This window comes from Mucilaginibacter sp. P25 (assembly GCF_050859465.1).
Classification (GTDB): Bacteria; Bacteroidota; Bacteroidia; order Sphingobacteriales; family Sphingobacteriaceae; genus Mucilaginibacter; species Mucilaginibacter gossypii.
This window is the reverse complement of record NZ_CP193937.1, coordinates 392,593-414,579: the sequence shown is the minus strand read 5'-3', so window position 1 is coordinate 414,579 and position 21,987 is coordinate 392,593. Positions and strand designations below refer to the sequence as shown.

Genomic DNA, 21,987 nt, shown 5'->3' with positions numbered 1-21,987 from the left:
TTTAATTAAACTCCATCATATATATAGAAGAAACCCGCTCATGAGGCGGGTTTCTTGTTTCAATCCAGGTTATTAACCGGGCTGTGTTATCTTAAAAAGGTACAGCCGGCTGATAAAATATTTGCCGGGTATTATATACCAATACGCTGTTGAAAACGATATAAATAAAGTTTGTAGCATAAAACAACGGCATACTCAATAATATAAGTTCGCCCACGCCAAGGTTCAATATAGATGAGGGAATATGAAAAAATTCGTGGTTAAAAAGAACAATAGCTGTTAAAACGATAGCTAAACACCATGATATTTGAAAATTGATAAGCCGTTTACAAGGTTTATCTATATCCTTTATTTTTTTTCTGTTGGATAACCACAAGGCCAGTGGCAATGCTATTCCCAACATAGGGAATATAATGAAGCTTAAGGCTGATAAATTGAATTGTAGTAAGAAGTTTCTGCTATCATGATTCAAAATTCCTGCCGGTTCGAAAGGCAATTCTGTTAAATCTTCAGGAGTAATATTTAGTGCGGTTGCCAGTCTTTTAAGTGTATCGCCCCTTGCGTCTGTTCATCGTTTTCTATTCGTTGCACGGTTCTTAAACTTAGTTGGGCTTGTTCAGCCAATTCTTCCTGGCTTAATCCTTTACGGTTGCGCAATTCCTTAATCTTTTTTCCGGGGTTATAGGTTTTCATATTGATATATTTTGCTGAACAAAAGTATAACTGCCTAAAGATATTAATTGCCGACTTGTTTACGTCATGTTTACGACATTGCTGTTATTGCTAATACGCCAACTTCTTCATTGCCTCCTTCGCTACCACCTGCCCTGAGATAATTGCCGGCGGCACACCTGGCCCGGGCACAGTAAGCTGGCCAGTATACAACAGGTTGTTGATATGTTTTGCCTGCATGGCGGGTTTAAAAAAAGCAGTTTGGGCAAGTGTATTTGCCAACCCGTAAGCGTTGCCTTTAAAGGAATGATAATCGACTTTGAAATCATTTAGCGCATAGCTCCGTTTCACCACGATCGAATCCCTTATGTCATGCCCGGTAATCTGAGCAAACCTATCCATCATCAGGGTGAAATATTTTTCGCGGATGGTTTCGTCATCATTTAAGCCCGGCGCTATCGGCATCAGGAAAAACAGGTTCTCGCCGCCCTCGGGGGCAACCGTGCTATCCGTTTTTGAACTACAGCAAACATAAAACAACGGACTGGAGGGCCATTGGGGCGCAGTATAGATCTCCTTGGCATGCAATTCAAAGTCTTCGTCGAAGAATAGGTTATGGTGCTGTATGTTCGGCACTTTTTTATTAGTGCCGATATAGAACAATAAGCTCGATGGCGACATCGTACGGCTATTCCAGTATTTAGTAGTGTAGTTACGATAGGGTTTTTCAATTAAATGCTGGTCAACATGTTGATAATCTGCCCCTGCAATTACCATATCGGCGGTGAATACGCCGTTATTGGTTTGGATTTTATCAACCTGTTTATCCTGTATATTGATTTTTGTAACCTCTGTATTGAGCTTGATCTCAACCCCCAGTTCGATGGCCATGCTTACCATAGCTTTTACTATTTCGTTCATGCCACCCATAGGGTACCAGGTGCCCAGGGCAAGGTCCGCATAGTTCATCATGCTATACATGGCTGGGGTATTTTGCGGGGTGGCTCCTAAAAATAACACGGGGAACTCCAGTAGTTTAATTAATTGGGGGTTTTTAAAATATTTGCGTACATGGCTGCTCATACTGGTAAGCAGCTGCATGCTGAAGCTTTTTTTGATAAGGTTAAAGTCGATAAATTCGGTGATGGAATGGGAGGGGCGGAAAACGTACTCACCCATGCCTACTTTATATTTATATGCCGCCTGGTTTAAAAAATCCCGTAATGCTTTACTACTGCCAGGTTCGGCTTGTTCAAACAGGGCTTCAAGCTCAACCATATCCGCTGGAACATCAAATATTTCATTTTTGCTGTAATAAACACGGTAGCCGGGATCAAGCCTTTTTAGCCGGTAATAATCGGAAGTTTTTTTGCCGAACAGTGCAAAAAAGTTTTCAAATACGTCGGGCATCCAGTACCAGCTTGGCCCCATATCAAACCTGAAACCATCCTGCTCCCAGGCCCTGGCACGGCCGCCGGGCTGGTCATTTTTTCCAGTATGGTAACTTTAAATCCTTCTTTAGCTAAAACACAGGCTGCTGATAAACCAGCAAATCCCGAACCAATAACAATAATATGTTTGCTGTTCATGTTTAATGTGAAGCCCAAGATAAGAAAAATGTTTTAGGCCTATAAAAAACAATACCGCTTTGAATTTGTACTTTTGAAAAAATGACCACGCGAGTGCCGATGATGAACCTGTACGATGAAACTTGTTTTGAATGCAGTAAACTTATAACAAAAAAATATAGCACTTCCTTTAGTCTGGGCATTAGAACTTTCGATAAAAGTTTTCGTTATCCTATTTATGCCATTTACGGCTTTGTACGTTACGCTGATGAAATTGTAGATACCTTTCATGGGTACGACCAGCAGCAACTGATCAACAGTTTTGAGGAAGAGACCTTTAAGGCGATTGAAGAAAGGATCAGCACTAATCCTGTGATTCATTCTTTTCAACAGGTAGTTAACCAGTTTGAGATCGATCATGAATTGATCAGGGCTTTTCTGCGATCAATGGAAATGGACCTGCATAATAAAGCCTATGATGAGGATAGCTACCAAACTTATATCTATGGTTCGGCAGAGGTTATCGGCATGATGTGCCTGCGTGTTTTTACCAATGATGATATTCAGTATCAGGCCCTTGTACCGAAGGCCCGAAGCTTGGGGGCAGCTTTCCAAAAGATCAATTTTTTAAGGGATGTTAAGGCAGATTATACAGAACGTGGGCGCTCATACTTTCCCGGGGTCGATTTCAATAATTTTACCGAGCATGATAAGCTTGCCATTGAGGCGGAAATTAAACACGATTTTGATGAAGCCTTTGAGGGGATAAAATGCCTGCCTGCCGGTACCAGGCTTGGGGTTTATATTGCCTATATTTACTACCTGCAGTTGTTTAAAAAAATAAGTTACACACCTGCCAATGTAATACTACAAAAACGCATCAGGGTTTCTGATTTGTGTAAAATGAGTTTGTACATCAAAGCTGTTCTGCAGCAAAAGTTAAATGTTATTTAATGTTCAGGAAGATCTTTTTTATAGCCAGCATATTGGCATTGGTATTTGGGTTGAAAACGGCTGAAGCCGAAGAACCCAATCTGAAAGTACTGCGCAAGCAAATGCTTATTGCTATTGATAAAAGCAAAACCACCGATTCGTTGTTTAATAACCTTAATGGTATCAAAGAAAAGAGTGGTATAGTCAATGGTTTTATAGGCGGCCTGTTTGCCTTAAAAGCCAAACATGCCTGGAACCCATATTTAAAATTGAAATATCTTAACAGATCGGAAAAGGTATTTAGGCAGGCATTAATTGAAGATCCGCATAATATCGAGATCAGGTTCATGCGCTTTTCTGTTGAACACAATGTGCCTTCTATTTTAGGCTTTAATAAAGACCTTGCTGCGGATACTGAGGATATCATAGCCCAACTGGGTAAAAAGAATTATGGCTCGGCCGATAAGGAATTGACAATCCAGATTATCAAATTCCTGCTTCATTCCAAAAGATGTACTCCTGCCCAAAGCCAGGCACTCAATAAACACTTAACCGAACTTACGTGAGATACACCTATTTACTGATCAACCTGCTAACGGTATTTTTTCCCGTTGTGCTTTCATTTGATAAAAGGGTGCAGTTTTACAAAACCTGGAAATTTATATGGCCCGGCATGGCCATTACCGGTTTGTTTTTTTTGTTTTGGGACGTGCTTTTTACCATAAGAGGTGTTTGGTCGTTCAATCCGGCATACATCATAGGCGTTAAGTTTTTTGGTTTGCCCTTAGAGGAAATGCTATTCTTTTTAACGGTACCGTTTGCCTGTATATTCATTTACGCCTGCCTTAATCACTATGTTAAGTGGCTGATGCCTTTCAGGCTTACCGGCATTATAAGCAGTATGGTAATATTGCTGAGCATCCTGATGCTGATATTATATCACGACCGGCTTTATACCGAGATTACGTTTGGCTTATTGCTACTGCTTGTGGTGCTGATTCAATACGTTTTTAAGGCCGATTGGGTTAATCGTTATTACCTTGCTTACATTGTGGCGCTTTTGCCTTTTTATATAGTAAACGGCATATTAACGTCTGTACCAATAGTGTTGTACAATAACGCCGAAAACCTGGGAAAGCGGGTTGGCACCATCCCATTTGAGGATCATTTTTACCTGATGGCTTTACTGCTCATGAACATTGGTTTTTTTGAATATTTTAAACGACAAAAGTTAAGCCAATGAGTGAGTTGCCAATATACAACAAATCACAACTGGCCTTACGCAATGGGCAGGATAAGCCCCGGATCTGGGTAGCCTATAAAGGTGATATTTATGATGTAACTGAAAGCCGCTTATGGCGAAACGGAAAACATTATGAGCACTGGGCCGGACAGGATTTGACAGATGAACTTGCCGACGCACCACATACCGAAACCGTATTTGAGAGATTTGTAAAGGTCGGTCGACTCATCACCCCCGCCCTCTCTATTGGGGAAGAAGAGAAGGATTGATATGCTTTTTAAACAAAATACTCCCAAAACATTTTTAAATAGTTTCTGAAATGTGGCGCCCCCTCTTCTTTCTGTCATCCCCGCGTCATTTAAAGCCCGGATTGGTAGGGAATATTATGCGATAAATCATGTAAATTTATTGTTACGTGGCAGTTTCTCGCCGAAGAGTATGAAAAAATTAAGGTTTTTCCTTCCTGTCATACCTTTTTCAACAGGCTATGCATGGTACAATTTATAGTTGTAAAAAGGGAGTTTAAGGACCGGCAAGTTGTAGTTTTTCTGTTGGATTTCTCGTGACAGTTAATTTTATTGTGTTGTGATTTACAAGAGCTTATAAAACAAATTAGGAAAATGCCTCGCGCATTTTCCTAATTTATAATTAACAATATTAACTGACTTATTACCGGCCGGATCTAACGGCCATATGGTATTAACGATAGCAAAGGTAATTTCTTGTTGATTATTTCCTAAAACCTTCATTGAAGTTAAAAAAATTCATGTAAAAGAAATATTACATTCATTATTTGTTTTATTTTGTCATTGGCTATTAAGTTTGCTTCCTTAACTATTAGCTAAATTTTTTCTATGAAAAAACGACTACTACTAATTTTGTGCAGTTTCGTATTTGCTGTAACACAGCTTTTTGCGCAAAATCACACTGTTACCGGTACGGTAACAGCCAAGGAGGACGGCCTTCCTCTGCCGGGTGTATCGGTGAAGATAAAAGGGACAACTACCGGTACCCAAACCACCATCGACGGTAAATTTTCACTCAGCGTTCCAAACAACGCGGTTCTATCATTCAGCTTTATTGGTTATGCTACACAGGATGTACCTGTAGGCGCTTCAGCAAACCTAAAAGTGGTTTTAGAAGCATCAGCCCGCGGCCTTAACGAGGTAATCGTAACCGCGTTAGGTATCACTAGGCAACAGAAATCATTGGGTTATGCCGCGCAACAGGTTAAAGGTGATGACCTTACGGTTACCAAGCAATCTGACCTTAACACCGCACTTGCCGGTAAAATAGCCGGTGTACAAGTTTTAGGTGGTTCTGGTGCAAAATTTGGTGTATCAACTATCCGTATCCGTGGTATCAACTCATTATCTGGAGGTAACCCAATTTATGTAGTAAACGGTGTTATTACTGATCCGAACGCAGTGAACAATGATGATATCGAATCAGTTTCGGTATTGAAGGGCCCTGCTGCTACGGCACTTTATGGTCAGCGCGCATCTGAAGGCGCAGTTGTTATCACATTAAAAAAGGCGCAAACAAAGGCGTTGGTGTTTCAATCAATCAATCAACCACTTTCGAAAAAGTTTATCAGCTACCTGACTATCAAAACGAATATGGTGGCGGTACAAGTGTAAAATGGGATACTTATCAGTATGACCCTGCTAATGGCTCTCCTGCTTCATACGCAAAATTTAACGGCGTAAAAATTTATGATTATGGTGTTGACGAAAGCTGGGGCCCTAAAATGGATGGTACACTTTACGCGCCATGGTATTTCTGGGATCCAACCAATCCAGATTTTGGTAAATTGAAACCATTTGTACCGCAACCTAATAACGTACGTGATTTTTACCGTACGGGTGTTACTTTCAATACCAACGCAGCTTTCTCAAAAGCAGGCGATGACTATAACCTGAGGGTTTCATACACTAACATAGATCGTACGGGTATCACTCCAAACAGCGATCAGAAACGTAATAACGTAAGCGTAAATGGGGAGCTGAAGCTTACTAAAAAATTAACTGCAAGCGCTAACGTTAACTTTTCGCAAATTAATTCATTCAACATTCCTTCAGAAGATTATGGTAAACAAACCATAGGTTCATTTAGCCAGTGGTTTCACAGGGATGTTGAAATTGATAAACTTAAAAATTATAGAAGGGCCGATGGTACATTTACATCATGGAACATTTCCGGCCCTGACGATTTAACTCCGCACTACTGGGATAACCCGTACACTGAGGTTTACGAGAATACTTCAAAATCAAACAGCAACCGCGTTTACGGTAACTTAACTTTAAGCTATCAGTTTACTAAAGACATTTCTGCATCATTCATAGCAAGGCAGGATTTATTGACCCGCGATGCGAGTGCACAAGTAGGTTCAGGTACAATAAACCCTGATTCATACACTCAAAATCAATACACCTACAAAGAAAATAACTATGTCGGTAACGTAAGCTATAGCCATAACTTTAAAGACCTTTCTGTAAAGGCAGGTGTTTATGCAGAATCACGTCAGGATCGTTACACTTACTTATCAGGTGCAACAGTAGGCGGTTTAGCAATTCCTGATTTGTATACTTTAAGCAACTCTGCAAATGCGGCAACCTCATTTAGCTACAATGCGCTTTCAAGGGTAAACAGCTATTACGGTTATACCTCATTTGGCTATAAAGATTTCTTATACCTTGATTTCAATGCCCGTAACGATAGGTCTTCAACCTTGCCGGTTAACCACAACTCATACTGGTATGGCGGTTTATCAGGTTCATTCGTATTTACCGAGCTGATGCCTAAAAACGACATCTTAACATTTGGTAAATTGAGGTTATCCGCAGCTAAATTAGGTTCTGACGCGCCTATTTACTCAACATACCCAACTTATAACCTAAGCACTACTCCGCATGGAAATGATGCTGTGCAAACAGTACCCAATACTTTGCCAAATGCAAATTTAACTCCAAGCCTTTCAACATCATATGAAATTGGTACCGAATTGCATTTCATCAAAGACAGGGTTAAGTTTGACTTTAACTACTACACGCGTACTACTAAAGATCAGATCTTATCATTGCCTGTTAATGGTACAACCGGTTATTCAACAGTTGTTATCAATGCAGGTTCTATCCGTAATAACGGTATCGAGATCAGCCTTGGAGGTACACCAATTAAATCGAAAGATTTTACATGGAATGCTGATTTCAACGTTTCATTTAACCGCAACAAAATTGTTTCGCTTTACCCGGGTGTAACTAACGTAAAAGTAACTCCCGACGGTCTTGCCGGTTATGGCCCAGGTGGCGTTCAGTCTGCCGGCGCTCAAAGCTTTGGCTTTGTTGGTTCACCAAGCTTTGGTATCAACGGTTATCTTAATCAGTCTTATGGTCAGATCATTGGATCTGGTTTTGCACGAGATGGCAAAGGAAATATCATAATTGGTGCTGATGGCCTTCCGGTAAGGCAGGACAACGTTAACCTTGGTAGCATGTTACCAAGCTATACAGGTGGTTTTACCAACTCGTTTAACTACAAAAACGTGGTACTTGCTTTTTCTCTTGACTTCCAAAAAGGCGGTAAATTTGTATCAGTTACCCAGCAAAACCTCAATGGTTCGGGCTTAGGTATCGAAACCATAGGTAACAACGCAAAAGGTAACCCGGTACGTAACCCGGTAGCTGAAGGTGGTGGTACCTTGGTAGCAGGTGTACATGCTGATGGTACTCCGAACACTACTTATGTAGAAACCCGTACTTTATACGAGCAATCATACAGCCAGATTTGGGAAAAATGGACTTATGACGCATCTTACGTTAAATTAAGAGAGGTGAGCATTGGTTATTCGTTCCCTAAAAAGATGTTAGGCAGGTTACCATTCCAAACTGCGTACTTTGGTATCACAACCCAAAACCCATGGATGATCTATTCAAAAGTTAAAGGTGTTGACCCATCACAATTGCAGACTTCATTTTATGAAGGTGGCCAATTGCCAAACACAAGAAACTTAGGTTTCAACATTAAGGTAACATTCTAACAAGTTCTTCATTATGAAAAAATCATATATCAGTAAATATATAATCGGGGCTGGTATGTTTATACTTGCCTCATGTAAAGTGGGCGGCGATTTAAACGTTAACCCAAACCAGTCGCCAAATGCGCAAACAGGTTATCTGTTAACCAGTGCGCTGCAATACTTAGGTGGTGTAAACGGCGCCGGTGCAACAACTAATATCAACGCATTCACCGGCGAGTTATACTCTCAGTACCTTGCTGAAACATTTTATACCAACGAATCGCAGTTTTCGTTAAAACAATATGACTACCAGGGTTATTACACTGGTCCACTTGAGGACTTGAAGACACTGATCCAGTTTAATACGGATCCAGCTAAGAAAAGCCTGCAGTCGACTATTAAATTTGGTTCAAATGCTAACCAGATTGCAGCCGCGCGCATATTAAGGGCATTTATTTACCTAACCATTACTGATAGGTGGGGTGATATTCCTTACTCTCAGGCTTTAAATGGCGTATCTGGCTTAACTCCGGCATTTGATGCGCAAAAAGATGTTTATGCGGCTTTAATGAAGGAACTTGACGAAGCGCAGGCACAATTTGACGGCGGTGCAGCTTTAAGCAATGATATTTTATTTGGTGGAGATGCTACTAAGTGGAAACATTGGGCTAACTCGTTACATGCGGTTATGGCATTGAGGTTATCAAAAGCTGATCCTGCAACCGGTAAAACTGAATATGCAAAAGCAGTAGCAGGCGGTTTAATGACTTCAAACGATGACAACGCCGTATACGATTATTTGGCTATCCAAACTAACGAAAACCCATATTACACCAATTACAGAAGCCGCTACGACTACGCCGTAAGCAGTCTTGTTGTTAATACTTTAAGTGATCTTAAAGACCCAAGGTTGCCGGTTTATGCTGCGCAAACAGCATCGAAAACTTACGTAGGTTTACCTTATGGTACTTTTGGCGATGCTTTGGGTAACTATAATAAAGGAACACGTAGTAAACCAGGTAACGTATCATTGATTGGTTTAGCCGTTTCCGGCCAGGCTTCACCAACAGTCTGGACATCATACGCACAAATTATGTTTACCCAGGCCGAAGCTGCTCACCTTAACTGGATTGCTGGTGGTGACGGCGCTGCTGCCGATTTCTATAACAAAGGTATAGCTGCATCATTGGAGCAAAACGGTGTTAGCTCGGCAGATGAAAGCGCTTATCTTGCGCAGGCATCAGTTAAATTTTCTGCAGCAACTGCTATGAACCAGATCATGACCCAGAAATGGATTGCAGGTTTCTTAGGTAACGGTTGGGAGTCATGGGCAGAATATCGCCGTACAGGCTTGCCTAAATTACTTGATCCGGTTCCTGGTTCATTAAGCCCGGATCAAAAGATCCCGCGCAGGCAACAATATCCGCAAACCGAGAACGACCTTAATAAAGCTAATTACAACGCTGTAATAGCCCGTCAAGGTCCTGATGCATTAAATACAAGGGTATATTGGGATAAACAATAATTATTGCTTATAGATTATGATAACAACAAAGGCTGCCATTGGCGGCCTTTGTTGTTTATAGTAATTATTATAAGTGTGTAATCCTCCAAAATGGAATAAAACAGATTTAGTACTATTTAACATATACTATTCATTAAACCGGCTATCTTAGTTTAAACTGATAAGCCTATCATGAACATTAAACCGATCTTGTTTTTGTTTATTCTTTTTTTATTTCTCGATCGGGTTGCTGGTCAAGAAAAACATCAAGCGGAAATTATCGTGGGGAAGCCTGCCGGGAGAAGCAGTGATTTATATCTAAAGCGATCCTTTATAATACATAATCAAATAGGTACTCGCACAGATACAAATTATGCGAACGCGAAATTGATCCGCACGGGATGGGATGATGGGATATTTAAAACAAATACGGGCTTTTACCGGCATGATCTTGTAAGTAGGGTTCCTGCAGGATTTGCAGCGCTTTCGGAAACTGACAGGAGGATGTTTATAATAACTATTAATCAAGATTCCGTTAGGCAAATGAAAGATACCGTATGCTATAGCGATGGTAAGTTACACAGATGTCTTTATGCGGTAATGCCGGTAACTTTGAGCAATCAATCTCCTGATACATTAAATTATATCAATATGTCATGCTCGTGGCTTGATGTTTTTAAAACAGATGCCGGAAACGTAAAATTTTTACTCACGCCCCTGATGGAGGAATGCTGGAAAAATAACCCTGCTGTTTATACGGTTGCGCCTCATCAACAAAGGTATTTCATATACCTACGGCTTTTTTAACGGATACGGGCAAAGGCGGATTGTTCGAATCAAAAGTTTTTAAGATAGGAATGTGTTTATACAAATATATTGAGGGTTCGCAGCTCCCTGTTGATATACGTGGGTTAACGCTTTGGCAGGAAACAGATAATATTATTTGGAGCAATGAGATTGCCGTGAGATAGTTAGCTGGTTTTAAATCAAAAAATAATTCCCGCTCTCTATTTGATATTCAAAACATTGTGGTTATCTTTGCCCTCCCTTGAAAGGAGGTATTTTAGGAATTATGATCATTATTAACGTAAAAGACGGCGAATCATTGGACAAAGCATTGAAACGCTTCAAAAAGAAATTCGAAAAAACAGGTGTTTTAAGAGAACTACGCAGTCGTCAGGCTTTCGAAAAAAATCTGTAACCCGTCGTCATGTTGTTAAACATGCTATCTACAAACAGACTTTAAACCAGGAAACTGTTTAATTTTTTTGTTGAAAAGAATTAAATAATTTCTTGACACTATATTAAAACTATTTGTACATTCATAATCCCGGATGTATAAATAGTTTTTTATGTTTTTAGAGCGTTTTATCCAGTACATCAAGTACGAAAAGCGGTATTCAGTGCATACTGTTTCCGCATATCAGTCTGATCTGGATCAGTTTATGCGCTTTTTAAATAATCCCGGCGGTGCCGATCCCGCGCCCGAGCCGGTTATTAACCATCCATCGCAGGTAAGCTACCATGACATCCGTAACTGGATGGTTGAGCTTATTGATCAAAAACTTACCGGCCGTTCGGTTAACCGTAAAATGGCCACGCTACGCAAATACTTCAAATTTTTATTGCAGGAAGGTATTGTTGAAACCAACCCGGTATCCAGGGTGCGGTCGCAAAAAGTTGCTAAAACGTTGCCCGTAGTGGTTGAAGATACGCGCCTCACAAAAATGTTAGATAGGGATGACATTTTTACAAATGATTTTCCGGGCCTGCGTGATAAGCTTGTTATTGAGCTGTTGTTTGGCACCGGCATGCGGCTTGCCGAACTGTTAGGTATTAAGCAACAGGATATTAGCTTTGAGGGGGAGTAGTAAAGGTACTGGGTAAGCGTAACAAAGAGCGCATTATCCCTATTAATAATGAGCTGAAGGCCCTGCTGCCCGAATATATGGAGGTAAAGAAAAATCAAAATTTTGATAACAATTCCTTCACATTAATCGTTACAAATAAAGGAGCCGATGCTTATCCGAAATTGATTTATTTAATAGTGCAAAAATACCTATCTAACATATCAACCCAAAATAAAAGGAGCCCACATGTGCTCAGGCACACCTTTGCAACCACAATGCTAAATAACGGGGCCGATTTAAATTCAATTAAAGAGCTTTTGGGGCACGCTAACCTGAGCGCAACCCAAATTTACACGCACAATTCAGTTGAAAGACTAAAATCTATTTATAAACTCGCCCATCCAAAGGCTTAAAAAGGAGGAAACATGAAAATTACAGTGCAGTCAATTCATTTCACCGCAGACAAGAAACTTTTAGATTTTATTCAGAAAAAAGCTGATAAGCTTGATACGTTTTATGACCATATTATTAGCGGTGAAGTTTACTTAAAGCTTGAGAATGTGGAAGATGAATGTAATAAGATAACGGAGATCAAATTATTGCTACCCGGAAATCAAATATTTGCAAAAGAGAAGTGTAAGAGTTTTGAGGAAGCTACCGACTTGGCGGTTGAAAGCCTGAGGAAGCAAATTGAAAAGCATAAACAAAAGAAAGCCCTTGCTGATGCTACAGCAAAAAAAGCTGTTTTAACGGCAGTTGAGGAGGGTTTTTAATATTATAAAAAGGCTTGTTTTAAGCCTAAATCGGCAGGTTTTTAGCCTGCCGATTTTTTTTGATAAAAAATTTTGACGTGGCGTTATTTTTTGTAGATTTGCAGTCCCTTTCGGGGAGGTATTTAACGCCTCGAAAAAAGTTAAAATAGTTCTTTAAAATATCAAAAAGCTTATTACTTTTGCGCTCCGTTATCGAAAGCCACTTTAGGTTTAGGTAATAGAAAGGCAAGATAAATATAAGCCTCCTTAGCTCAGCTGGTAGAGCAACTGACTTGTAATCAGTAGGTCATTGGTTCGATCCCGATAGGAGGCTCAGTTTTTTTCGGATTGAGGTATTTAGCTTCAATTTTGGATATCGCAAATCCGGAAATAACTACCGGGGGATACCAGAGCGGTCAAATGGGACGGACTGTAAATCCGTTGCTTCGGCTACGAAGGTTCGAATCCTTCTCCCCCACTTATTAAAGTAAGCAGTTTGTAGTTCGCAGTTAGCAGTTTTGTTAACCGAACTATAAACTGCTAACTTGATTAAAAGGGTTTGAGGAATGGGTGTCATGAGCGGTTAAGCTGCTAATTGATTACTGCAAACCTAAAACTGAATAAGCGGAAGTAGCTCAGTTGGTAGAGCGATAGCCTTCCAAGCTATAGGTCGCGAGTTCGAACCTCGTCTTCCGCTCGGTTGGTTCATTAGTCGGTTAGTTCACTTGTTCATTAGTGGCGGCTGCAAAGACCAATGAACTGATAAACGAGTGAACCAATGAACAAAAAATTAGCCGACGTAGCTCAGGGGTAGAGCACTTCCTTGGTAAGGAAGAGGTCATGGGTTCAAATCCCATTGTTGGCTCAGTGTTATAAAACATACATTAAAGTTAAAATTAACCTACAAAAATAATTTATAGATCATGGCAAAAGAAAAGTTTGACCGCAGTAAGCCGCACTTAAACATCGGTACAATCGGTCACGTTGACCACGGTAAAACAACCCTTACCGCAGCTATCACTAAAGTTTTGGCTGATGCAGGTTTATCAGAAGCTCGTTCATTTGATTCAATTGACTCGGCTCCTGAAGAAAAAGAACGTGGTATTACCATCAACACTGCCCACGTTGAATATTCAACAGCTAACCGTCACTATGCACACGTTGACTGTCCAGGTCACGCGGATTATGTGAAAAACATGGTTACTGGTGCTGCGCAAATGGACGGTGCAATCATCGTAGTTGCTGCAACTGATGGTCCGATGCCACAAACTCGTGAGCACATCCTGTTAGCTCGTCAGGTAGGTGTACCTGCACTTGTTGTTTTCATGAACAAAGTTGACATGGTTGATGATCCGGAATTATTAGAGTTAGTAGAAATGGAAGTTCGTGAATTATTATCATTCTACGAATTCCCAGGCGATGATATCCCAGTTATCCAGGGTTCTGCATTAGGTGGTCTTAACGGCGATCCTACCTGGGTTGGTAAAATCATGGAGTTGATGGATGCTGTAGATAGCTACATCCCAATCCCTCCACGTTTAACAGATCTTCCTTTCTTAATGCCTGTTGAAGACGTATTCTCAATCACTGGTCGTGGTACTGTTGCTACTGGTCGTATTGAGCGTGGTGTAATCAACTCAGGTGAGCAAGTTGACATCCTTGGTATGGGTGCTGAAAACTTGAAATCAACTGTAACTGGTGTTGAGATGTTCCGCAAAATCCTTGATCGTGGCGAAGCTGGTGACAACGTAGGTTTATTGTTACGTGGTATTGAGAAAACTGATATCCGTCGTGGTATGGTTATCTGCAAACCAGGTTCAGTAACTCCTCACACCGACTTCAAAGCAGAAGTTTACGTATTATCAAAAGCAGAAGGTGGCCGTCACACTCCATTCTTCAACAAATACCGTCCGCAATTCTATTTCCGTACCACTGACGTTACTGGTGAGATTTCATTAGAGCCAGGTGTAGAAATGGTTATGCCAGGTGATAACGTTACCATCACTGTAAAACTGATCAACGCTATCGCAATGGAAAAAGGCTTACGTTTCGCTATCCGTGAAGGTGGTCGTACCGTAGGTGCTGGTCAGGTAACTGAAATCTTGAAATAATAATATTTCAATAAAAAGGTTAATTTGAAAACATAAGTTTAGCCTTCAACGGCAAACTTATGTTTTCTTATTATAAATAACACACGGGAATAGTTCAACGGTAGAATAGAGGTCTCCAAAACCTTTGATCAGGGTTCGAATCCTTGTTCCCGTGCTTAAGCACAATATAAAAATGGCAGGCGTAGCTGAATATATTAAAGAGTCATACATCGAGTTAACCGAAAAGGTTACCTGGCCTACATGGCGCGAGCTTCAAAGCAGCGCTGTTTTGGTATTGGTTGCCGCTATAATTATTGCGCTGGTTATCTTAGGTATGGACCAGATCATTAATTATTTGCTTAAACTGTTTTACACATCACTAACATAATATCAGGGGAGACGGAGATGAGTGATCAATTGAAATGGTATGTAGTTAGGGCTATTAGTGGTAAGGAAAAGAAAGTTAAACAATACATAGATGCCGAAATTAGCCGTTTGGGCATTAGTCATTTGGTACCACAGGTATTAATACCTACGGAGAAGTATTACCAGATGCGTGATGGAAAGAAGATCGCGAAAGAGCGTAACTACTTTCCGGGCTATGTGCTTATGGAAGCTGTTTTAGATGGCGAAACTGAACACATCATTAAAAATATAAACAGTGTTATAGGTTTTCTGGGCGATAAAGCCGGAAATGCTATACCGCTTCGCCAGTCAGAAGTTAACCGTATTTTAGGTAAGGTTGACGAGATGAGCGCACAGGGCGAAACCATGAATGTACCTTATTATGTTGGTGAGGCCGTTAAAGTTATGGACGGGCCTTTCAACGGTTTCAGCGGGGTTATTGAAGAGGTTAACGAAGAAAAAAGAAACTGAAAGTAATGGTAAAGATATTCGGGCGCCGTACGCCGCTTGAATTGAATTACATGCAGGTAGAGAAAGAATAGTTTTCAAATAATTTCGGATGTCGGATTTTCGATTTCGAAATTATTGAATTTAAAATATAAGATGAAAGAAGCGGGAGTTAAATCCGAAATGGAAATTCCCAAATCCGAAATCGACACAATCTTAAATGTTACTTAGCTTCCACTTACTAACATTGAGTTTATAATTAAAGTAAATTAAAATGGCAAAAGAGATCGGTGCAATGGTTAAGCTGCAAGTTAAAGGCGGCGCCGCAAACCCATCACCACCAATTGGCCCTGCATTGGGTGCAAAAGGTGTGAACATCATGGAGTTTTGCAAACAATTTAATGCACGCACCCAGGACAAAGCTGGAAAAGTATTGCCTGTTTTGATTACTGTGTATGTTGACAAATCATTCGAATTTATCATCAAAACCCCTCCCGTTGCTATCCAGTTATTGGAAGCTACCGGTTTAAAGAGTGGTTCTGCTGAGCCTAACCGTAAAAAAGTTGCCAGTGTTAACTGGGAACAGGTTGAGACTATAGCAAAAGATAAAATGGTTGACTTGAACGCGTTCACAGTTGAATCGGCCATGAAAATGGTGGCAGGTACTGCCCGCAGCATGGGAATTACCGTATCAGGTACAGCTCCCTGGAATTAATTAATTTATACAAATCAGTTTAAAGACAGTGGCAAGATTAACAAAAAATCAAAAAGTGGCACTCTCCAAAATTGAGGCAAACAAATCGTACACATTACAGGATGCATCTGCATTGGTAAAGGAATTAACCCTTACTAAATTTGATTCATCAGTTGATATAGACGTTCGTTTAGGTGTTGACCCACGTAAAGCCAATCAAATGGTACGTGGTATTGCAACATTACCTCATGGAACCGGTAAAACTGTACGTGTATTAGTTCTTTGTACTCCTGATAAGGAACAAGAAGCTAAAGACGCAGGTGCAGATTACGTAGGTTTGGATGATTATATTGCCAAGATTGAAGGCGGATGGACTGATGTTGATATTATCATTACTATGCCAAGTGTTATGGCGAAGGTAGGTCGTTTAGGTCGTATTTTAGGCCCGCGTAACCTTATGCCAAACCCTAAATCAGGTACAGTTACCCCAGAAGTTGGTAAAGCTGTAACTGAGGTAAAAGGTGGTAAAATCGATTTCAAGGTTGACAAAACCGGTATTATCCACACTTCAATAGGAAAAGCATCTTTCTCTGCAGATAAAATTTATGAGAATGCATTAGAAGTATTGCAAACAATCTCTAAATTAAAACCTTCTGCAGCAAAAGGAACATATTTCAAGAGCATTCATATCTCTTCAACTATGTCGCCTGGAATTACAGTTGAAACTAAATCAGTAGCGGGGATCTAATCATGAATAAAGAAGAAAAATACGACCTTGTTGTAGCCCTAACTGAGCAAATCAAAGAGTATGGTAATTTTTATATCACTGATACCTCTGATTTAACTGTAGCCAAGATCAACAACATCCGCCGTAAATGTTTCGAAAACGACATTACGATGCAGGTAACCAAAAATAGCTTGATCAAAAAAGCTATGGAAGCTGCAGGCGGTGATTTCAGCCCTATATATGATGTATTAAAAGGTTCATCATCAATTCTTTTCTCAAAGTCAGCAACTGCTCCGGCAAAGTTGATCAAACAATTAAGGAAAACAGGTGAAAAACCAATTTTAAAAGCAGCTTATATTGATTCGGCAGTATTTATAGGTGATAACCAGTTAGATACTTTAACCAAACTGAAATCAAAAGAACAACTGATCGGCGAGATAGTTGGCTTACTACAATCACCTGCCAAAAACGTACTTTCTGCACTACAATCAGGCGGAACTACAATTGCAGGCCTTGTAAAAACATTACAAGAAAGAGGTTAACGAACGCCTCACAAGAGTTCGACAATAACAAACAAAAAGCATTAAAAGTAAAAATTTAAATAAAATGGCGGATTTAAAAGCGTTTGCTGAACAGTTGGTAAACTTAACAGTAAAAGAAGTAAACGAATTAGCTCAAATATTAAAAGATGAGTATGGTATTGAGCCTGCTGCTGCTGCTGTAGCAGTTGCTGCTCCTGCTGCTGACGGTGGCGATGCTGCTCCAGCTGCTGCTGAGCAAACTGCATTTGACGTTATCCTGAAAGAAGCAGGTGGCGCTAAATTAGCAGTTGTTAAATTAGTAAAAGACTTAACTGGCCTTGGTTTGAAAGAAGCTAAAGATCTTGTTGACGGTGCACCAAAAGAACTTAAAACTGGTGTAACTAAAGAAGAAGCTGAATCTTTGAAAAAACAATTAGAAGAAGCCGGAGCAGTAGTTGAGGTTAAGTAATTTAACCTACTGAAATATAGCATCAAGACTCCGACCATAAACGGTCGGGGTCTATTGCTGTTTATAAAGGTTTTGAATTAGATGTGAGATATTAGATATGAGATTTGAGATTTTTCAAATCGCTATTTCATATCTCAGATCTCATGTCTCAAGTCTCACATCTACAAAAATTAATAACTAAAATTTAAATACCTTGGCAAACAATAATAATCAAAGAGTAAACTTTGCAACCAGTAGAAAGGTACTTGATTACCCTGATTTTCTGGATGTTCAGTTACAATCTTTCCAGGAATTTTTTCAATTGGAAACCACTTCCGACAACCGTTATAAAGAAGGGCTGTTTAAAGTGTTTGCCGAAAACTTTCCTATTTCAGATTCAAGAAACATCTTTGTCCTGGAGTTTCTTGACTACTTTATTGATCCGCCCCGTTATGATATACAAGAGTGTATCGAACGCGGATTAACTTACAGCGTACCATTAAAAGCAAAGCTTCGCCTGTCATGTAATGACGAGGAGCACGAAGATTTTGAAACAATTGTACAGGACGTGTACCTGGGTACTATCCCATACATGACGCCAAAAGGTACATTTGTTATTAATGGTGCCGAGCGTGTAATTGTATCACAGTTACACCGTTCGCCAGGTGTGTTCTTTGGTCAGAGCCGCCACACCAACGGTACAAAATTATACTCGGCCCGTGTTATTCCTTTCAAAGGTTCATGGATTGAGTTTGCTACAGACGTTAACAACGTGATGTATGCTTACATTGACCGTAAAAAGAAATTCCCGGTTACTACGTTACTTCGTGCCATTGGTTATGACTCTGATAAAGATATATTAGAGCTGTTTGAACTGGCCGACGAGGTTAAAGTAAGCAAATCAGGCCTTAAGAAATATATTGGCCGTAAGCTTGCTGCAAGGGTCCTTAAAACATGGATCGAAGACTTTGTGGATGAAGATACCGGTGAGGTAGTTTCTATCCCTCGTAATGAGATCATCCTTGAGCGTGAAACCTTACTGGAAGATGACCATATTGATATGATCATCGACTCTGGTGTTAAAACCATCATCCTTAACAAGGAAGATGCTTCAACCAGCGGTGATTATACTATTATATACAATACCTTACAGAAAGATACTTCCAACTCTGAGAAGGAAGCGGTTGAACATATCTACCGCCAGTTACGTAACGCTGAACCACCTGATGAAGAAACAGCTCGTGGTATCATCGATCGTTTATTCTTTTCAGATAAAAGATATGACCTGGGTGATGTGGGCCGGTACCGCATCAACCGTAAATTAAAATTGAGCACTTCGGAAGAAACGAAGGTTTTAACCAAGCAGGATATCATCGCGATTGTTAAATACCTGATCAAATTAATCAACTCAAAAGCTGAGGTGGATGATATCGATCACTTGTCAAACCGTCGTGTGCGTACCGTTGGCGAGCAGCTTTATGCTCAGTTTGGCGTAGGTTTGGCACGTATGGCCCGTACTATTCGTGAGCGTATGAACATTCGTGATAACGAGGTGTTCACCCCAACCGACCTGATCAACGCACGTACATTATCATCTGTGATCAACTCGTTCTTCGGAACAAACCAGTTGTCACAGTTCATGGACCAAACCAATCCACTGGCAGAGATCACGCACAAGCGGCGTCTGTCAGCCTTAGGTCCCGGTGGTCTGTCGCGTGAGCGTGCAGGTTTCGAGGTTCGTGACGTTCACTACACCCACTACGGTAGGTTGTGTACTATCGAAACTCCTGAAGGTCCGAACATTGGTTTGATTTCATCACTTTGTGTACACGCTAAGATCAACAACTTAGGCTTTATCGAAACTCCGTACAAACGTGTAGTTGAAGGTAAAGTTATGGTTGACGAGCCGGTTATCTATTTATCTGCTGAAGATGAAGACGGTAAAACCATTGGCCAGGCAAACGCTGTATACGATGATAAAGGTGAGTTTGAATTGCCGCGTGTAAAAGCACGTTTCGAAGGTGACTTCCCGGTTATTGAGCCGGAGCGTCTGGATTTGATGGATATTGCTCCAAACCAGATCACTTCAATCGCGGCTTCGCTTATTCCGTTCTTAGAGCATGATGACGCTAACCGTGCATTGATGGGTTCAAACATGCAACGCCAGGCCGTACCATTGTTACGTCCGGAAGCGCCGATTGTTGGTACCGGTTTGGAAGGCCGTGTGGCAAAAGACTCCCGTACCCTGATCAACGCCGAAGGCGATGGTGTGGTGGAGTATGTTGATGCTAACGAAATCCGTATTAAATATGACCGTAACGAACTTGATCGTTTGATCTCGTTTGAAGGAGATAGCAAAAGCTACCGCTTAACCAAGTTTAAGAAAACCAACCAAAGCACCACCATGAACCTTAAGCCTATTGTTAAAAAAGGCCAGAGGGTTGAAAAAGGTGAAGTACTTTGCGAAGGTTACGCTACGCAAAATGGCGAGCTTGCATTAGGCCGTAACCTTAAAGTAGCGTTCATGCCTTGGCAGGGATATAACTTTGAGGATGCGATTGTAATCTCTGAGCGTGTTGTTTCACAAGATATCTTTACTTCAATCCACGTTGAAGAGTTCGAGCTTGAAGTTCGTGACACTAAACGAGGTGAGGAAGAGTTAACACCAGATATCCCTAACGTATCAGAAGAAGCAACTAAAGACCTTGACGAAGACGGTATCATCCGTGTAGGTGCCGAGGTTAAAGAAGGCGACATCCTGATTGGTAAGATCACCCCTAAAGGTGAATCAGACCCATCACCGGAAGAAAAACTGTTACGTGCTATCTTCGGTGATAAAGCCGGCGACGTTAAAGATGCTTCATTGAAAACCCCGCCGTCAATTGCCGGTGTTGTTATCGATACCAAATTGTTCTCTCGTGCTAAGAAAACTTCAAAAGCTGAAGAAAAAGCACAGTTAGAGAAATTGGATAACAAGCATGATAAAGCTGTGAAAGATCTGAAAAATACTTTGATCGAAAAGTTATTTGAGATCGTTAACGGTAAAACTTCGCAAGGCGTTTATAACGTTTACAAAGAGTTACAGGTTCCTAAAGGTGTTAAATTCACCCAAAAGATATTAGTTGAGCTTAATTACGATAACATTAACCCAACGAAATGGACTACTGATGATGATAAAAACGATCAGATCAAGATCCTTCTTCATAACTTCAACATTAAGTACAATGAAGAGTTAGGTGCTTACCGTCGTGATAAATTCGCTATCAGCGTGGGTGATGAGCTTCCATCAGGTATCGTGCAAATGGCTAAAGTTTACATCGCTAAAAAGCGTAAGCTTAAAGTGGGTGATAAAATGGCAGGCCGTCACGGTAACAAAGGTATCGTTGCTCGTATTGTACGTGACGAAGATATGCCTTTCCTTGAAGATGGAACACCGGTTGATATTGTGTTGAACCCACTGGGTGTACCTTCACGTATGAACTTGGGCCAGATCTATGAAACCGTATTAGGCTGGGCCGGTAAAGAGCTTGGTGTTAAATTTGCTACTCCAATCTTTGACGGTGCAAGCCACGAAGAAGTGGAAGAGTGGATTAAGAAAGCCAACTTGCCTGAATCAGGCCGTACTTACTTATACAATGGTTTAACAGGTGATCGTTTTGATCAGCAAACTACTGTAGGTATTATCTACATGCTGAAATTAGGTCACATGGTTGATGATAAGATGCACGCCCGTTCAATCGGTCCGTACTCATTGATCACTCAGCAACCATTGGGCGGTAAAGCACAATTTGGTGGTCAGCGTTTTGGTGAGATGGAGGTTTGGGCACTGGAAGCATTTGGTGCATCAAACATTTTGCAGGAGATATTAACCGTTAAATCGGATGATGTTATCGGCCGTGCCAAAACATATGAGGCTATTGTTAAAGGTGAAAACCTGCCAACGCCATCAGTTCCTGAATCATTCAACGTATTGGTTCACGAGTTACGCGGCTTAGGTTTGGATATCACATTAGAATAAGGTTAAAGCTTAAAGGCCAAAGGTGAAAGGTTAGGACAGGTTCCGAAACCTTTTACCTTTCGCCTTTTACCTTTCGCCTAAAAAATTACCTTTAAAA

21 protein-coding genes, 5 tRNA genes and 3 pseudogenes are annotated in these 21,987 nt (G+C 40.6%); 25 read left to right on the top strand and 4 right to left on the bottom strand.

Going from position 1 to position 21,987, the window contains the following annotated elements; all coding sequences use genetic code 11:
• Positions 1–91: 91 nt before the first annotated feature.
• The 4 genes and pseudogenes from ACRQ5D_RS02170 to ACRQ5D_RS02155 all read right to left on the bottom strand — a co-directional run.
• A complete protein-coding gene (locus ACRQ5D_RS02170; RefSeq protein ID WP_432329692.1) occupies positions 92–472 on the bottom strand; it encodes a DUF4870 domain-containing protein in 381 nt (126 codons plus the stop codon).
• A gap of 50 nt (positions 473–522) precedes the next feature.
• On the bottom strand, positions 523–693 hold the full coding sequence (locus tag ACRQ5D_RS02165; RefSeq protein ID WP_091165915.1) for a helix-turn-helix domain-containing protein: 171 nt from the start codon (positions 691–693) through the stop codon (positions 523–525).
• A gap of 90 nt (positions 694–783) precedes the next feature.
• A complete protein-coding gene (locus ACRQ5D_RS02160; protein WP_432329691.1) occupies positions 784–2,103 on the bottom strand; it encodes a phytoene desaturase family protein in 1,320 nt (439 codons plus the stop codon).
• A 3-nt stretch (positions 2,104–2,106) separates the two neighbouring features.
• A pseudogene (locus ACRQ5D_RS02155) lies at positions 2,107–2,261 on the bottom strand (FAD-dependent oxidoreductase); the annotation flags it as partial.
• 81 nt (positions 2,262–2,342) lie between these two features.
• Here ACRQ5D_RS02155 and ACRQ5D_RS02150 point away from each other — a divergent pair.
• The 25 genes and pseudogenes from ACRQ5D_RS02150 (at position 2,343) to rpoB (ending at position 21,890) form a co-directional block, all read left to right on the top strand.
• The gene (locus tag ACRQ5D_RS02150) at positions 2,343–3,194 is read left to right on the top strand and encodes a phytoene/squalene synthase family protein (RefSeq protein WP_256337395.1); all 852 of its coding nucleotides are present in this window, start codon (positions 2,343–2,345) and stop codon (positions 3,192–3,194) included.
• A complete protein-coding gene (locus tag ACRQ5D_RS02145; RefSeq protein ID WP_431199023.1) occupies positions 3,194–3,739 on the top strand; it encodes a hypothetical protein in 546 nt (181 codons plus the stop codon). Before ACRQ5D_RS02150 ends, ACRQ5D_RS02145 begins: the two co-directional genes overlap by 1 nt.
• Positions 3,736–4,416 (top strand): lycopene cyclase domain-containing protein, encoded by a 681-nt coding sequence (locus ACRQ5D_RS02140; protein ID WP_091165930.1) that lies wholly within the window; start codon positions 3,736–3,738, stop codon positions 4,414–4,416. The genes ACRQ5D_RS02145 and ACRQ5D_RS02140 overlap by 4 nt, the downstream gene beginning before the upstream one ends.
• The gene (locus ACRQ5D_RS02135; RefSeq protein WP_091165934.1) at positions 4,413–4,685 is read left to right on the top strand and encodes a cytochrome b5 domain-containing protein; all 273 of its coding nucleotides are present in this window, start codon (positions 4,413–4,415) and stop codon (positions 4,683–4,685) included. Before ACRQ5D_RS02140 ends, ACRQ5D_RS02135 begins: the two co-directional genes overlap by 4 nt.
• Positions 4,686–5,270: 585 nt before the next feature.
• Positions 5,271–6,056 (top strand): carboxypeptidase-like regulatory domain-containing protein, encoded by a 786-nt coding sequence (locus tag ACRQ5D_RS02130; RefSeq protein ID WP_432328404.1) that lies wholly within the window; start codon positions 5,271–5,273, stop codon positions 6,054–6,056.
• A 110-nt stretch (positions 6,057–6,166) separates the two neighbouring features.
• Entirely contained in the window at positions 6,167–8,455 is a 2,289-nt protein-coding gene (locus ACRQ5D_RS02125; RefSeq protein ID WP_432328403.1) for a hypothetical protein, read from the top strand.
• 13 nt (positions 8,456–8,468) lie between these two features.
• Positions 8,469–9,959 (top strand): SusD/RagB family nutrient-binding outer membrane lipoprotein, encoded by a 1,491-nt coding sequence (locus ACRQ5D_RS02120; protein ID WP_091165940.1) that lies wholly within the window; start codon positions 8,469–8,471, stop codon positions 9,957–9,959.
• A 171-nt stretch (positions 9,960–10,130) separates the two neighbouring features.
• The gene (locus ACRQ5D_RS02115) at positions 10,131–10,745 is read left to right on the top strand and encodes a hypothetical protein (protein ID WP_091165944.1); all 615 of its coding nucleotides are present in this window, start codon (positions 10,131–10,133) and stop codon (positions 10,743–10,745) included.
• A gap of 265 nt (positions 10,746–11,010) precedes the next feature.
• Positions 11,011–11,201: pseudogene (rpsU, locus tag ACRQ5D_RS02110) on the top strand (30S ribosomal protein S21).
• A gap of 89 nt (positions 11,202–11,290) precedes the next feature.
• Positions 11,291–11,809: a site-specific integrase gene (locus ACRQ5D_RS02105; protein ID WP_431199022.1), complete on the top strand. Its 519-nt coding sequence runs from the start codon at positions 11,291–11,293 to the stop codon at positions 11,807–11,809.
• A gap of 8 nt (positions 11,810–11,817) precedes the next feature.
• A complete protein-coding gene (locus ACRQ5D_RS02100) occupies positions 11,818–12,201 on the top strand; it encodes a tyrosine-type recombinase/integrase (RefSeq protein WP_431200932.1) in 384 nt (127 codons plus the stop codon).
• A 12-nt stretch (positions 12,202–12,213) separates the two neighbouring features.
• The gene (hpf, locus tag ACRQ5D_RS02095; protein WP_091166593.1) at positions 12,214–12,561 is read left to right on the top strand and encodes a ribosome hibernation-promoting factor, HPF/YfiA family; all 348 of its coding nucleotides are present in this window, start codon (positions 12,214–12,216) and stop codon (positions 12,559–12,561) included.
• A 240-nt stretch (positions 12,562–12,801) separates the two neighbouring features.
• A tRNA-Thr gene (locus ACRQ5D_RS02090) sits at positions 12,802–12,874 on the top strand.
• Between the two features lie 64 nt (positions 12,875–12,938).
• Positions 12,939–13,019 (top strand) — tRNA-Tyr (locus ACRQ5D_RS02085).
• A 145-nt stretch (positions 13,020–13,164) separates the two neighbouring features.
• A tRNA-Gly gene (locus ACRQ5D_RS02080) sits at positions 13,165–13,237 on the top strand.
• A gap of 96 nt (positions 13,238–13,333) precedes the next feature.
• Positions 13,334–13,405, top strand: a tRNA-Thr gene (locus tag ACRQ5D_RS02075).
• Positions 13,406–13,463: 58 nt separating this feature from the next.
• Positions 13,464–14,651 (top strand): elongation factor Tu, encoded by a 1,188-nt coding sequence (tuf, locus tag ACRQ5D_RS02070; protein ID WP_091166595.1) that lies wholly within the window; start codon positions 13,464–13,466, stop codon positions 14,649–14,651.
• Positions 14,652–14,734: 83 nt separating this feature from the next.
• Positions 14,735–14,805: transfer RNA gene (locus ACRQ5D_RS02065), tRNA-Trp, on the top strand.
• 18 nt (positions 14,806–14,823) lie between these two features.
• The gene (gene secE, locus ACRQ5D_RS02060; protein WP_090529653.1) at positions 14,824–15,018 is read left to right on the top strand and encodes a preprotein translocase subunit SecE; all 195 of its coding nucleotides are present in this window, start codon (positions 14,824–14,826) and stop codon (positions 15,016–15,018) included.
• Positions 15,019–15,035: 17 nt separating this feature from the next.
• Positions 15,036–15,577, top strand: a pseudogene (nusG, locus tag ACRQ5D_RS02055) (transcription termination/antitermination protein NusG).
• Between the two features lie 179 nt (positions 15,578–15,756).
• Complete coding sequence (gene rplK / locus ACRQ5D_RS02050; protein WP_090528676.1) at positions 15,757–16,197, top strand: 50S ribosomal protein L11; 441 nt, start codon at positions 15,757–15,759, stop codon at positions 16,195–16,197.
• Between the two features lie 28 nt (positions 16,198–16,225).
• Positions 16,226–16,924 (top strand): 50S ribosomal protein L1, encoded by a 699-nt coding sequence (rplA, locus tag ACRQ5D_RS02045; protein ID WP_090528673.1) that lies wholly within the window; start codon positions 16,226–16,228, stop codon positions 16,922–16,924.
• 2 nt (positions 16,925–16,926) lie between these two features.
• Positions 16,927–17,445, top strand: coding sequence for a 50S ribosomal protein L10 (gene rplJ / locus ACRQ5D_RS02040; RefSeq protein WP_090528670.1), 519 nt, complete (start codon positions 16,927–16,929; stop codon positions 17,443–17,445).
• Positions 17,446–17,509: 64 nt separating this feature from the next.
• Complete coding sequence (gene rplL, locus ACRQ5D_RS02035) at positions 17,510–17,893, top strand: 50S ribosomal protein L7/L12 (RefSeq protein ID WP_022833154.1); 384 nt, start codon at positions 17,510–17,512, stop codon at positions 17,891–17,893.
• A gap of 193 nt (positions 17,894–18,086) precedes the next feature.
• Complete coding sequence (rpoB, locus tag ACRQ5D_RS02030) at positions 18,087–21,890, top strand: DNA-directed RNA polymerase subunit beta (RefSeq protein ID WP_091166600.1); 3,804 nt, start codon at positions 18,087–18,089, stop codon at positions 21,888–21,890.
• Positions 21,891–21,987: the final 97 nt, after the last annotated feature.